A 12,364-nucleotide genomic window follows, 5' to 3' on the forward strand; every position below is an offset into this window, starting at 1 on the left:
CCGGGTTACCTCAGCGTACGAATGCGGGGATCGGCGAAGCGATAAAGCACATCGGCGATCAGGTTACCGACGATCAGCATCATCGACGAGAGCATGATGATCGCCATGATCAGCGGGTAGTCCAGCGAAGCGATCGACTGGATCCCGAGCAGCCCCATCCCTGGCCAGGAGAAGACGCTTTCCGTCACATAGGCCCCCACAATCAGCTCACCGAACGACAGGCCGAACAGGGTGATCACCGGCAGCAACACATTTTTCAGCACATGGCGGAACAGAATACTGGAGCGCGTCGCGCCGTAAGCCACTTGGGTCTGCACGTAGTCGGCCGAGAGCTGCGAGATGGTGTTGGAGCGGATGTAGCGCACGTAGCTGGAGAGGTTATAGAACGTGAGGGCAATACACGGCAGCACGCCGTGGCGCAGCAGATCCAGCCCGTTGTCCTCCATGCCGATGGTGCGCATTCCCATGCTGGGGAACCAGTTAAGCTGCACGGCAAAAACGGTGATGAGCAAAATGCCGAACCAGAAAATCGGTACCGAGATGCCGATATAGGCGAATAAATTGAGCAGATGATCCAGCCAGCGGTGCTTAAATGCCCCCGCCAGCAGGCCCAGCGGGATCGCCAGCACGATAGCCATCAGCAGCGACGACCCCATCAGCCCCAGCGTGGCCGGAATGCGTTCGCCGATCATCTCCAGCACCGGGCGGTGGTAAATCAGCGAATAGCCGAGATCGCCCTGCAGGACGTTTTTTAGCCACAGGACGTACTGCGTGACCAGGGGCTTATCCAGCCCCAGGCTCTGGCGAATACGCTCGATATCCTCCGGGGCCATGCGCGGCGTAATGTAGGCCGCCACCGGATCGCCGGGTGCGAGTTTGACCAGCAAAAACGCCACCAGTGAAATAAAGAACAGCATCGGCAGTAATTGCAGCAGCCGACGCGTAAGAAGTGTGTTCACGACGTGCCCTTACCAAAGCCCCGACCCGACGGCCGGGACAATCGCTTATTTCTGATAGATTTTTGACAGATCCTGGAAGAGGTAGACTGGTTTCGGCTCTGCCTCCTGGGTGCCGCCGAAACGCTTGTCCACCGCGACGGTCGCATTGGTGTAGGCAATCGGGTAGTACGTCATGTCATTCGCCACCGTCTGCTGAATTTGCTTGTAGATATCGGCACGTTTAGCGGCGTCGGTTTCCACCGCGCCTTTATCCCAGAGGGCATCGAACTGCGGATTTTTGTAGTGCGCGTAGTTATAGGCTTCGTTGCTCATGAACAGCGATTTGTAACCATCCGGCTCGGAGCCCATGATGTAGCCGCCCAGGTTCAGCTCCCACGCGGTATTGTTCATATCGAGGCTGCGCTGAGACATGGCGTTGGAGTCCAGCGGCATCAGCTCCACGCTCACCCCAATGCCCTTCAGCGCCTGCTGAATATAGAGCGCCATGCTCTCCTGGGTTTTGTTGGTGTTCACATACGCCAGGCGCAGCTTGAGGTTATCCGGCGCGCCGGATGTTTTCAGCAGGTCTTTGGCTTTTTGCAGATCGAATTTGTACTGCTCGACGTCATCCGTCTTGTAAAGCGTATCTGGCGTCAGGAACGAGGTTGCCGGTTTGGCGTAGTCGAGCGAGGTAAACGCGGTCTGGGTCAGCTCGTCCTTGTTGATGGCATAAGCAATGGCCTGACGCAGCGCTTTGCTCTTCATCACCGGCACGTTCTGGTTGAACGTCATATAGGCCAGACGACCTTCAGGATAGACCACGAAGTCAAACTTCCCGGTATTTTTCAGGCGGTTCACATCCTGCGGGTCAACCATCTTGAGGTTGATTTCACCGTTTTGCAGCGCCAGGTTGGCGGCGTTACTGTCTTTGGCGAAACGGTAGGTCACTGAATCAAGCTTCGCTTTGCCGTTCCAGTAATCGTCAAAACGGGTCAGGGCGTAATACTGCCCGGCGCGGTACTCTTTAAATTTGAACGGCCCGGAGCCGACCGGCGCATCGTTTTTGCTGCTCTTTTCCAGATCGCCTTCACCGGCGAACACGTGCTGCGGGATCGGGTAGATCTGCACCAGGGTTCCGGTAAAGGCGGCGCTAACCTGCGGTAAGGTGAACTTAACGGTGCGGTCGTCGACCTTGCTCACTTCAACGGGCTTGCCGCCCCAGGTAAACATGCTGCGGAAGAAGCTATGCTGTTTGGCATCCAGCAGTTTATTGAACGTAAAGACCACGTCGTCCGCCGTCAGCGGCTGGCCGTCCTGCCATTTCAGGTTGGGTTTTAACGTCAGGGTATAGCTCAGGTTGTCGGCGGAGGGCGTCATGCTTTCCGCCAGACCCCACTCAATGTTGCCGTTATTAAAGCTATACAGCGGGGCATAGAGCGCCTGCATGATCGTTAACGTGGTACGGTCGCTGGCATAGAGCGGATTAACGGCTAACGGGTCGCCGGAGGTTATACCAATAATCAGCGAACCGCCCTCTTTTGGCGCGTCGCTTTTTGCCGCTGAGGGCGTATTTGTCTCTTTATTTTTCGCATCATCACAGCCAGCCAGGCCTAACGCGAGCGAAACCAGCACTGCCGATAACAGAAGCTTGCGCATCTCACTAACTCCTTGCCTTATAAAGTGTTTATTACTGCATCTTTTATTTATGTTGAAGCATCATATGCAGCTTTATCGGTTTCTGCATTAATTATGAAAATGCGATTTTCGATTAAGCTTATGCCGAATTTGATATATATAAGCGCCAGAAGGAATAGCGGTTAATTGATTGCGCTCACATCGTTAAACGGTTCACAAATCTCCTGCTACACTGCCTCAACACATCACTCAAAAGGCAGACCAACATGTCAGACAACACTTATCAGCCACCGAAAGTGTGGGAATGGAAAAAGAACAACGGCGGTGCATTCGCCAACATCAACCGTCCCATCTCCGGTGCGACACATGAGAAAGAGCTCCCTGTGGGTTCTCATCCGCTACAGCTCTACTCCCTGGGCACACCGAACGGTCAGAAAGTAACGATCATGCTCGAAGAGCTGCTGGCGCTGGGCGTGACGGGCGCCGAGTACGACGCATGGTTGATCCGCATTGGCGAAGGCGATCAGTTCTCCAGCGGGTTTGTAGAGGTGAACCCGAACTCGAAAATACCCGCGCTGCGCGATCACTCCACGACTCCGCCGACGCGCGTATTTGAATCCGGCAGCATTCTGCTTTACCTGGCAGAAAAATTTGGTCACTTCCTGCCAAAAGATCCAGCAGGCCGCACGGAAACCCTGAACTGGTTGTTCTGGCTGCAAGGGGCCGCCCCGTTCCTCGGCGGCGGGTTTGGCCACTTCTACAACTATGCTCCGGTGAAAATTGAATATGCGATTGACCGCTTCACCATGGAAGCCAAACGCCTGTTCGACGTGCTGGATAAACAGCTGGCCCGCGGCCGTTACGTGGCCGGTGAGGAATACACCATCGCGGATATGGCAATCTGGCCGTGGTTTGGGTGCGTCGCGCTGGGAAGCGTGTATAACGCCGCCGAGTTCCTGGACGCGGAGAAGTACATCAACGTTCAGCGCTGGGCAAAAGACATTGCGCATCGCCCAGCCGTGAAGCGCGGGCGTATCGTTAACCGCACCAGCGGCGAGCTGAACGAGCAGCTTCACGAACGCCACGCGGCGAGTGACTTCGAGACAAATACCGAAGACAAACGTCAGGCGTGATAGCTGGCCGGGCGGGACACCGCCCGGCTGCAAGGATCCTTTCCCAGGGCATGATTAGCTTAAAGGCTGCCCCCATATTGCTGGCACTATTTGTCCGTTTTTCTCACACCAGACCGTGAGATACGACGAATTAACCGACAGCAGTCACAAAGGATCTGTTATGAAACTCATTAAAACAACGCTGGTTATCAGCGCTCTCATTTTTTCTACCTCGGGAATGGCCATCGACAAAACCGCTGCCGGCGCGGTAGCAGGCGCGGCCATTGGCGCAGCCACGGGCAAAGATCTGAAATCAACCGTTGGCGGTGCCGTCGTTGGCGCTGGTACGGGGGCGATGTTCAAAAACGGCGAAAAAGGCAAAGACGCGCGTAAAGGTGGTGCGGTAGGTGCTGCCGTGGGCGCAGGTGCCGCGGCGGTTACCGGCAAGAGCGTGCTGAAAGGTGCAGCGGTTGGTGCGGGTACAGGCGCGCTGATTGGTGAAGCGACGCACTAGGGCTGTGTGCCACCTTGTGAACAGGCATGAATAATAAACCCAGCGATCGCGCTGGGTTTTTTGTTTTTTTGAATTAGATACAAGCCCGTTCGAATAACCGACGCGCGGCTGGCGTTAACCCTGACATATGCATGCAGGCATGCACCATTCCCGGCAACCGTTCACAGCGTACTGGCACCCCCGCCTCCTCAAGCCGCAGAGCATACTCTTCAGCCTCATCGCGCAAGGGATCATATTCACAACTCAGGATGGTTGCTGGCGGTAACCCCCTCAGCGAGGCCATATGCAGCGGCTCGGCATAAGGATGACGACATTCTCCCAGATAGTTCTCCCAGCAAAACACCATCGCATCACGCGTTAAATAATAACCTTCAGCAAATTCACAATAGCTTTGGGACGACATTTCGCGACTTAACGCCGGGTAGAGCAGCAACTGATGCTCAATGTGAGGTCCGCCGCGATCCCGGGCCAGCAGAGCTGTCGCGGCAGCAAGATTGCCGCCAGCACTGTCGCCGCCCACCGCCAGACGGGTCGCATCTATCCCCAAAAGCGCGGCCTGTTCACTGGCCCAGCACAGTGCCTGATAAACATCTTCTAACGGCCTTGGGAAGGGGAACTCCGGTGCCAGACGGTAATCAACGGAGAGTATTTTCCGACCAGTAGCATTGGCCAGTGCCTGACAGGGCCGATCGTACAGCGACAGCGAGCCCAGACACCATCCGCCGCCGTGAGCAAAGAGCATTGCAGGCAGAACGATTTCAGCGTTTGAGGCAGCAGGCGTATACGCGCGAAGACCGATAGCGTAACCATCATCAGCGATAACAACGTAATGTTGAATGCCGCAATCTGTTTCCTCCTCACCCTGTAGCCGCAACAAATCCACTTCGGTGGCGGCACGCAGGTCGGCTAACGACGCCGGTTGCGGCGCGCCCGATGACGCAGCCAGAAAGTCTGCAATGTTTTTATCAAGCGGCACGATCGGTGTCCTCTGAGAGAAAGGGTACGATTAGCCCAATAAACGCCTCATGACACTCTTCGGTAATAAAATGCCCGCAGTCCGCCACCGTCTCGCCACGCAAATCAAGGGCATTGCCCTGTAGAGTTATCAACGGCGCATCACGCGTCGCATGTTCGGCCCCCACCGTTAACACCGGCATGGTTAGCGGCGTTTGCGCACGGCGCTGGTTCTGCCGGATGGTTTCCGGTATAGCGCGATAATAGTCGAATCCCGCACGCAGCCCGCCGGGCGTTGAATAGGCGGCGATATACACCTCTGCGGCAACCCGTTCACGTCGATGAGACCAGCGGTCGAAAATATAGCTGAGATACTGTGATTCGCGCCCGCTGGTCAGGGTTTCGGGTAGATCCGCCAGTTGATTGAACATGAAGTGCCAGAGAAAGATGTTCTCTTCCGGTGCGACAAAAATCGGCGGTGGTGGTGCCAGTCCAGGGATAACCGCTTCTGTCAGCACAAGTCTTTCTATCGCCTGAGGAAAATCGCTCGCCATGGCATAACCAACCCACATGCCGATATCGTGACCCACTATGCTATAACGCGAATGGCCCAGCTGCGCCATCATGGTATGCAGCATGGCACCGACACGTCCGGTATCATAGCCGTCGCGCGGTTTATCTGACTCACCAATGCCCGGAGGGTCGACCGCTATCGCCTGAAAACCCGCCGCCGCCAGCGCCTGAAGGACATAGCGCCAGGTATACCAGGTCTGCGGCCAGCCCGGTATCAGCAATACCGGTTGTCCTTTTCCCGCCACGACGCAGTGGATGCGCTGTCCGTTCACTTTCGTATAGACGTGTTCTGCCCTGAGATCCGCGTGCGCGATCTCACCGTATTGTTGTTCCATGGTGACTCCCTGTGATGTCGTAGCTTAGCGAATGCCGAGTAATGCGTTGATTTGCTGAGGGTTAACTGGCGCACCGGCGAAATCATCGAAGACTTTATCGGTGATGTGAATAATGTGGTCGCGGATGAACGCAGCCCCTTCTCTGGCACCATCCAGCGGATTTTTCAGACAGCACTCCCATTCCAGGGTTGCCCAGCCGGCATAATCGTATTGAGTCAGCTTCGAGAAAATAGCCCTGAAATCCACCTGGCCGTCACCTAATGAGCGAAAACGTCCTGCACGATCGACCCACGACTGATAGCCACCATAAATACCCTGACGCCCGGTCGGATTAAATTCAGCGTCTTTGACGTGGAACATGTTGATCATGTCCTTATAAATATCAATAAACTCCAGATAGTTAAGCTGCTGTAGCACCATGTGGCTGGGGTCGAAAAGTATCCGGCAGCGGGGATGCTCTTTCACCCTTTGATAAAACATTTCAAACGTCACCCCATCATGCAGATCTTCGCTCGGGTGGATCTCATAGCAGAGGTTAATACCCTGCTCGTCACAGGCGTTAAGCACCGGCATCCAGCGCCTGGCCAGCTCGTCAAAGGCGGTTTCAATTAACCCTTCCGGGCGCTGCGGGAACGGGAACAAATAGGGCCACGCCAGCGAGCCAGAGAAGGTACCCAGATCGCTGAGTCCAAGCCTGGCAGAGGCCTTGACCGCCATCAGCAGCTGTTGCTGTGCCCATTCGCCGCGGGCCAGTGGGTTGCCGTGGACTTCCGGCGGCGCAAAGCTGTCGCATAAGCTGTCGTAAGCAGGATGTACCGCCATCAGTTGGCCGAAGATGTGGCTGGTCAGCTCACTCACCACCAGGCCATGCTCCGCCAGCATACCGGTCAGATCGTCGCAGTAGGTCTGGCTTTCTGCCGCCGTCGCCACGTCGAAGAGACGGCGATCCCATACCGGGATTTGCAGAGCGCTAAACCCCGTTTCCGCCGCCCACCGGGCTATCGCAGGCAAATTATTGAATGGGGCCGCATCATCGCTGAACTGAGCCAGATGGAGAGAGGGACCTTTGAGGGTTTTCATCGTATACTCCTATTGTTTGTCGATTGACAAACAATAGGAGTAAAGCCGGATAACCGCAAGCGAAAATTATAAATTCGTTGGTAATCCAGATGATTTAGGCGATCCTGTTTCACTGAATTCAGGACCAACCGGAGCAACAAAATGGCAGGCAGACCGCGCCAGTTCGATCGTGACCAGGCGCTTATCAAAGCGCGCAACCTGTTCTGGCGACAGGGTTATGAAGGAACCTCAATGTCGGATCTAGTGGCAGAGCTGGGGATTGCATCGGCACGGATTTACAAGGCATTCGGTTCAAAAGAGCAGCTCTTTCGGGAAGCTATCGCCGATTACGAAAAACAGGAAGGCGGTTTTGCGGATCGGGCCTTATCCGCAGGGGGCAACGTGCGGGATACCATCCAGACGCTGTTAATGGATGCGGTTCACCTGTACTGCCATCCGGATTTGCCGCAAGGATGTATGGTGGTGGCCTCTGCAGCCAGCGTCAGTGCGGAAAATGAAACGCTCAAAACCTGGCTGGCACAGCATCGCCTGCAGCGTACGCAGCAGATCATCGATCGTCTCCACCAGGCAGTGCATAACGGTGAACTGCCGGATACGACCGATGCAGAGAGTCTGGGAGACTATTTTGCCGTCTTTTTACATGGTTTGTCGGTGCAGGCCAGGGACGGTGTTCCGGAATCTCGTTTGCAGGCGGCAGTTAAGCAAGCGCTTAGCCTGCTGCCGCATTGCTGAGTGCGAAGCATCAATGATGATCGTCGTACTGATGCTCAATCACCATCCCTTCCGCCACGCTCGCCACATGCCGCGCACGCGGGTGATAAACCGGAGCAGGCGCTGGCGCGGCATAGACAGTTTGTGACGGTGCAGGCGCGACGGTTACCGCCTGCGGAACCGTGGTGGATGACGGGACAATCACCACTTTATAACCGCTCGGGACATCCACGGTGACGCTTTGCGCCATTGCTGAATTAACCATAGCCAAGCCTGCCATGACGGCCAATACAATATAGGACTTTTTCATAGACTGTATTATTTCCGGTAAAATAAGAAAATTAATAATGTCGGGAGGAGCTTAAGGCTATATTAATTCCCATCGCCGTTACGGTGCAGAAAATGCCAAATATATTGTTACATTAACACATGAAAATAATAACGTAGGCCGGGCAAGGCGCAGCCGCCGCCCGGCAACATAAAACAATTTTAATTAATCGCGATATGACCTTCCGGCGTATTTATCCAGCGCGGCGCTTTCAGCGTATCGGCGTAATATCCCACCAGCTCACACAGCAAATCCTCTATCACGCGCGCCATCTCCTCTGGCAGGGCGCGGCCGATCAGCAACTGGGTTAAGACCTGGCAGTATTGCCCGAGCCGACAAGGGGCATTCCCGGAAGCCGTCTCGCAAATCTGATTAATACTTAATATCCCGCGCTTTTTGCCGTCCGGCCTGTTTCATCTGACGCTTGTCCTGACGGCAGTCGTGATTACTCTGGTTATTGTTCGCCACGCAGGTCTGCTTCACCTGCCGTGACGCGTCGCGGGTTTCCTGCCTGACATCACGCGACACACGCCGCTCTTGCGCCTGCTGGGTGGCGCTGACAGATACCGAAAACAGCACAAGAAACATGAAAGATAGTACAGGGATGACGGACAACGATCTGTTCATAGCAACACCTCATAGAAGAGAGCCCAGAACGTCAGGGGGGTTAGCAAAAGAATAGCAGTTTCAGCGCGCGCTGAATGAGGAAGGCGTTAATAATACAAGGCCGCACAAGGCGGCCTTGCAACGTTGCGTTATGCCGTCAGGCGGAACTTTTGCACCGAGCGCTGAAGATCTTCGGTCTGACGCTCCAGCGCTGCCGCTGCTGCGGAAACCTCTTCCACCAGCGAGGCGTTTTGCTGGGTAACGCCGTCCATCTGGGTAATGGCAATCCCGACCTGCGAAATGCCCTTGCTTTGCTCCTCAGAGGCGGAGGCGATTTGCTTCATAATGGTTGTCACTTCCGTCACGTCGCGCAAAATCGCATCCATGGTGGTACCTGTGTCGCCCACCAGCTGAGCCCCCTGCTCTACCCGATTAACGGAATCAGCGATCAGCCCTTCAATTTCTTTTGCCGCGTTGGCGCTACGGCTTGCCAGGTTACGGACTTCACCCGCAACCACGGCGAAACCACGCCCCTGCTCACCCGCGCGTGCCGCTTCAACGGCCGCATTGAGTGCCAGAATGTTGGTCTGGAAGGCAATGCTGTTGATGACGTTAGTGATTTCAGCAATTTTCTTCGAGCTTTCAGAAATGCCGCTCATGGTGGTCACCACTTCTTCCACCAGCGAGCCGCCACGGCTGGCGGTGGTCGATGCCACATCTGCCAGTTGGCTTGCCTGACGCGCGCTTTCCGCATTCAGTTTCACGGTTGCAGTCAGTTGTTCCATGCTGGCAGCCGTCTCTTCCAGTGCGGCAGCCTGCTCTTCGGTACGGGAAGAGAGATCGTTATTACCACTGGAGATTTCCGTCGCACCGCGCCAGATATTTTCACTGCCGGAGCGGATAGTGCTGACCGCTTCGCGCAGACTGTCCTGCATCGCGCTCAACAGAGGAACCAACTGTCCCACGCAGTTGCGGCCGAAGGGTTCAATTGGCTGACTGAGATCGCCCTGGGCAATCTGGCGGAACTGCTGGCGAATGCGGTCCAGCGGTTTGACCAGCATCGCGACCAGGTAGCGGTCGGTGAAAAGCAGGATCAGCAGGCCGATAATAGTGGCGGTGATAATCACCGTACGCGTCATGCTGGTCAGGTTGTCCACCACCACGCGGGTGCTGTCGAGCGCCTTCGCGGCCGCGTTGTTAAAGTTCTCGGCAGCAGCACCAAACGCGCGGCTTAGCGGCGGGGTAACGTTATTGGCCTGCTGGCGATAGCCATCCAGAGTCTCCAGCTTCGCCTGCTGCATTTGCGGCGTGATACCTTGATCAAGCAACGCCTGCCAGGTACCGATGACCTGAGCAGAAATCTGTTCGTCCATTGGTCCTGGCGAGATCGCTTTCATCTCGGCCAGTTTCTTACCCATGTTATCCAGTGCCTGTTGGGCAGAGGCCAAATCCGGCGTGCCGCCTGCGGCTTTGACTTCCATCGCACGGCTCAAACGGGTCACAAAGCGGAAATACTGATCGTTGCCCTGACTGAGTACCGTCATCTGTTTGACCAGTTGACGATCCACGTCATTGCCATCCGAAACACGCGAAAGGGACCAGGTACTGTACAGGCCAACACCCGCCCACATTAAACAAAAGATCCCGAGAATCGTCAGCATGACGAAGCGGATCGTGAAATTACGGAGCATATTCATAAGTCTTCCTTGCCGTGAGGGTGAATTCGCCCAGAGGCGAGTACTTCTCTCGTTATCGGCAGGAACCGGGGAAATTATAACGTTTTGTGATCATTTTTGATTAGCGTGGCTTCATTAGTCACACAGCTGACGTTAACCATCACCTCGCGCTTAGTTATGTCATTTGTGATGTGATAAGTTCAGAATGAAAACGTTGTTTCGAAAATTCAACGATAAAAAAGGAGACATCATGTCCTGGAACCCTGACCCCGCCCGCTATGAAAATATGCAGTACCGCTACTGCGGAAAAAGCGGCTTGCGCCTGCCAGCACTATCGCTTGGTTTGTGGCATAGCTTTGGCCACGTACACCCTCTCGAATCCCAGCGCGCGCTGCTGCGCAAAGCCTTCGATCTCGGTATTACCCATTTTGATCTTGCCAACAACTACGGCCCACCGGCGGGTAGTGCAGAAGAAAATTTTGGCCGCCTTCTGCGGGAGGATTTTGCCGGGTATCGCGACGAACTGATTATCTCCACTAAAGCGGGTTACGACATGTGGTCGGGGCCGTATGGGTCAGGCGGTTCGCGCAAATATTTGCTTGCCAGTCTCGATCAAAGTCTGAAGCGGATGGGTCTGGAGTATGTTGATATTTTCTATTCCCATCGCGTCGATGAAAATACGCCGATGGAAGAGACTGCGGCGGCACTGGCCCATGCTGTGCAAAGCGGTAAAGCGCTGTATATCGGGATTTCATCCTATTCAACGGAGCGCACCCAGAAAATGGCTGACCTGTTGCGTGAGTGGAAAATTCCGCTGCTTATTCATCAGCCATCCTACAACCTGCTCAACCGCTGGGTAGATAACACCGGCCTGCTGGATACGCTTAAGCAAAACGGGACGGGTTGCATTGCGTTTACCCCGCTGGCGCAGGGGTTGCTTACCGGAAAATACCTGAACGGGATCCCTGAAGATTCTCGCATGCAGCGCGAGGGTAAAAAGGTACGCGGCCTGACGGAAAAAATGCTGACCGAAGCAAATCTCAACAGCCTGCGTTTGCTGAGTGAAATGGCGCATGTCCGTGGACAGACGATGGCGCAGATGGCGCTAAGCTGGTTGCTCAAGGATGAACGCGTTACCTCAGTGCTGATCGGTGCAAGTCGCCCGGCCCAGATCGAAGAAAACGTTCGGGCCCTGGATAACCTGCACTTCAGCGAAGATGAGCTGGAAAGGATTGATCGACATGTTGCGGACGGGGAGTTGAACCTGTGGCAGGCATCATCAGATAAATAGGTCATTTCGCCCCCTCAGCCCGTAGGCCGAGGGGGACACGTACTTTACTTCTTACTGATCTTATCCAGATACCCCATCACAAACGCTGACAACACAAACGTCAGATGGATAATGACGTACCACATCAGTTTGTTATCCGGGACATTTTTCGCGTCCATAAATACGCGTAACAGGTGGATAGAGGAGATTGCCACAATCGACGCGGCCACTTTATTCTTCAGCGATGAAGCATCCATTTTGCCCAGCCAGCTGAGCTTCTCTTTACGCTCGTCGATATCAAGCTGGGAGACAAAATTTTCGTAGCCAGAGAACATCACCATCACCAGCAGTCCGCCCACCAGGGTCATATCTACCAGCGACAGCAGAACCAGAATCAAATCCGCTTCGGCAATGGAAAAAATGTTCGGCAAAACATGCCAGATTTCCTGAAAGAACTTAATCGTCAGAGCGATAAGCGCCAGCGAAAGGCCAAAATAGACGGGAGCCAGTATCCAGCGAGAGGCGTACATGGCATTTTCAAAAAAGCGTTCCATAAAGTCCTGTTTGCAAAAGAAACCAGCGCCCAGTATATCTCAACGGCGCTGACTGTTTGCAATAACTCAACGGTACGT

The 12,364-nt window shown here is 54.8% G+C and carries 14 protein-coding genes; 4 read left to right on the forward strand and 10 right to left on the reverse strand.

The window, feature by feature from the left end:
• Positions 1-5: 5 nt before the first annotated feature.
• Both ACJ9Y9_RS20255 and ACJ9Y9_RS20260 read right to left on the reverse strand, forming a co-directional pair.
• Positions 6-959 carry an ABC transporter permease gene (locus ACJ9Y9_RS20255; protein WP_028019664.1) on the reverse strand — a complete coding sequence of 318 codons (954 nt, stop codon included), beginning with the start codon at positions 957-959 and terminating at the stop codon, positions 6-8.
• A 45-nt stretch (positions 960-1,004) separates the two neighbouring features.
• Positions 1,005-2,594, reverse strand: coding sequence for an ABC transporter substrate-binding protein (locus ACJ9Y9_RS20260; RefSeq protein ID WP_028019663.1), 1,590 nt, complete (start codon positions 2,592-2,594; stop codon positions 1,005-1,007).
• Positions 2,595-2,839: 245 nt separating this feature from the next.
• On the opposite strand from ACJ9Y9_RS20260, the gene yghU reads away from it, so the two are divergent.
• Positions 2,840-3,706: a glutathione-dependent disulfide-bond oxidoreductase gene (gene yghU / locus ACJ9Y9_RS20265; RefSeq protein ID WP_028019662.1), complete on the forward strand. Its 867-nt coding sequence runs from the start codon at positions 2,840-2,842 to the stop codon at positions 3,704-3,706.
• Positions 3,707-3,866: 160 nt separating this feature from the next.
• Entirely contained in the window at positions 3,867-4,199 is a 333-nt protein-coding gene (locus ACJ9Y9_RS20270) for a YMGG-like glycine zipper-containing protein (RefSeq protein ID WP_028019661.1), read from the forward strand.
• A 73-nt stretch (positions 4,200-4,272) separates the two neighbouring features.
• On the opposite strand, the gene ACJ9Y9_RS20275 is transcribed toward ACJ9Y9_RS20270, so the two are convergent.
• Genes ACJ9Y9_RS20275 through ACJ9Y9_RS20285 form a run of 3 tightly spaced genes read right to left on the reverse strand, consistent with a single transcriptional unit; the run spans position 4,273 to position 7,141 of the window.
• The gene (locus ACJ9Y9_RS20275) at positions 4,273-5,175 is read right to left on the reverse strand and encodes an alpha/beta hydrolase (RefSeq protein ID WP_028019660.1); all 903 of its coding nucleotides are present in this window, start codon (positions 5,173-5,175) and stop codon (positions 4,273-4,275) included.
• Complete coding sequence (locus ACJ9Y9_RS20280; RefSeq protein ID WP_032667049.1) at positions 5,165-6,061, reverse strand: alpha/beta fold hydrolase; 897 nt, start codon at positions 6,059-6,061, stop codon at positions 5,165-5,167. The genes ACJ9Y9_RS20275 and ACJ9Y9_RS20280 overlap by 11 nt, the downstream gene beginning before the upstream one ends.
• Positions 6,062-6,085: 24 nt before the next feature.
• Complete coding sequence (locus tag ACJ9Y9_RS20285; protein WP_028019658.1) at positions 6,086-7,141, reverse strand: sugar phosphate isomerase/epimerase; 1,056 nt, start codon at positions 7,139-7,141, stop codon at positions 6,086-6,088.
• Between the two features lie 141 nt (positions 7,142-7,282).
• On the opposite strand from ACJ9Y9_RS20285, the gene ACJ9Y9_RS20290 reads away from it, so the two are divergent.
• Positions 7,283-7,873: a TetR/AcrR family transcriptional regulator gene (locus ACJ9Y9_RS20290; RefSeq protein ID WP_023333391.1), complete on the forward strand. Its 591-nt coding sequence runs from the start codon at positions 7,283-7,285 to the stop codon at positions 7,871-7,873.
• Positions 7,874-7,883: 10 nt separating this feature from the next.
• On the opposite strand, the gene ACJ9Y9_RS20295 is transcribed toward ACJ9Y9_RS20290, so the two are convergent.
• The 4 genes from ACJ9Y9_RS20295 to ACJ9Y9_RS20310 all read right to left on the reverse strand — a co-directional run bounded on the left by ACJ9Y9_RS20295 (position 7,884) and on the right by ACJ9Y9_RS20310 (position 10,483).
• Complete coding sequence (locus ACJ9Y9_RS20295) at positions 7,884-8,162, reverse strand: hypothetical protein (RefSeq protein ID WP_028019657.1); 279 nt, start codon at positions 8,160-8,162, stop codon at positions 7,884-7,886.
• A gap of 179 nt (positions 8,163-8,341) precedes the next feature.
• Positions 8,342-8,482, reverse strand: a complete 141-nt coding sequence (locus ACJ9Y9_RS20300; RefSeq protein WP_154231567.1) for a hypothetical protein — start codon at positions 8,480-8,482, stop codon at positions 8,342-8,344.
• A gap of 70 nt (positions 8,483-8,552) precedes the next feature.
• A complete protein-coding gene (locus ACJ9Y9_RS20305; RefSeq protein WP_050482967.1) occupies positions 8,553-8,807 on the reverse strand; it encodes a hypothetical protein in 255 nt (84 codons plus the stop codon).
• A gap of 128 nt (positions 8,808-8,935) precedes the next feature.
• On the reverse strand, positions 8,936-10,483 hold the full coding sequence (locus tag ACJ9Y9_RS20310; protein WP_028019655.1) for a methyl-accepting chemotaxis protein: 1,548 nt from the start codon (positions 10,481-10,483) through the stop codon (positions 8,936-8,938).
• A gap of 229 nt (positions 10,484-10,712) precedes the next feature.
• Between ACJ9Y9_RS20310 and ACJ9Y9_RS20315 the strand changes: the two genes are divergently transcribed.
• A complete protein-coding gene (locus tag ACJ9Y9_RS20315) occupies positions 10,713-11,753 on the forward strand; it encodes an aldo/keto reductase (RefSeq protein WP_028019654.1) in 1,041 nt (346 codons plus the stop codon).
• Between the two features lie 44 nt (positions 11,754-11,797).
• Here ACJ9Y9_RS20315 and ACJ9Y9_RS20320 read toward each other — a convergent pair whose 3' ends face one another.
• A complete protein-coding gene (locus ACJ9Y9_RS20320) occupies positions 11,798-12,286 on the reverse strand; it encodes a TIGR00645 family protein (RefSeq protein WP_023309169.1) in 489 nt (162 codons plus the stop codon).
• Positions 12,287-12,364: the final 78 nt, after the last annotated feature.

Source organism: Enterobacter sp. CPE_E1241 (assembly GCF_045618265.1).
Classification (GTDB): Bacteria; Pseudomonadota; Gammaproteobacteria; order Enterobacterales; family Enterobacteriaceae; genus Enterobacter; species Enterobacter adelaidei.

Excerpts from the sequence above, each read along its gene's own strand:
- ACJ9Y9_RS20260 (WP_028019663.1), bottom strand. The coding sequence starts at position 2,594 with ATGCGCAAGCTTCTGTTATCGGCAGTGCTGGTTTCGCTCGCGTTAGGC.
- yghU (WP_028019662.1), top strand. The coding sequence starts at position 2,840 with ATGTCAGACAACACTTATCAGCCACCGAAAGTGTGGGAATGGAAAAAG.
- ACJ9Y9_RS20270 (WP_028019661.1), top strand. The coding sequence starts at position 3,867 with ATGAAACTCATTAAAACAACGCTGGTTATCAGCGCTCTCATTTTTTCT.
- ACJ9Y9_RS20280 (WP_032667049.1), bottom strand. The coding sequence starts at position 6,061 with ATGGAACAACAATACGGTGAGATCGCGCACGCGGATCTCAGGGCAGAA.
- ACJ9Y9_RS20285 (WP_028019658.1), bottom strand. The coding sequence starts at position 7,141 with ATGAAAACCCTCAAAGGTCCCTCTCTCCATCTGGCTCAGTTCAGCGAT.
- ACJ9Y9_RS20290 (WP_023333391.1), top strand. The coding sequence starts at position 7,283 with ATGGCAGGCAGACCGCGCCAGTTCGATCGTGACCAGGCGCTTATCAAA.
- ACJ9Y9_RS20295 (WP_028019657.1), bottom strand. The coding sequence starts at position 8,162 with ATGAAAAAGTCCTATATTGTATTGGCCGTCATGGCAGGCTTGGCTATG.
- ACJ9Y9_RS20305 (WP_050482967.1), bottom strand. The coding sequence starts at position 8,807 with ATGAACAGATCGTTGTCCGTCATCCCTGTACTATCTTTCATGTTTCTT.
- ACJ9Y9_RS20310 (WP_028019655.1), bottom strand. The coding sequence starts at position 10,483 with ATGAATATGCTCCGTAATTTCACGATCCGCTTCGTCATGCTGACGATT.
- ACJ9Y9_RS20315 (WP_028019654.1), top strand. The coding sequence starts at position 10,713 with ATGTCCTGGAACCCTGACCCCGCCCGCTATGAAAATATGCAGTACCGC.
- ACJ9Y9_RS20320 (WP_023309169.1), bottom strand. The coding sequence starts at position 12,286 with ATGGAACGCTTTTTTGAAAATGCCATGTACGCCTCTCGCTGGATACTG.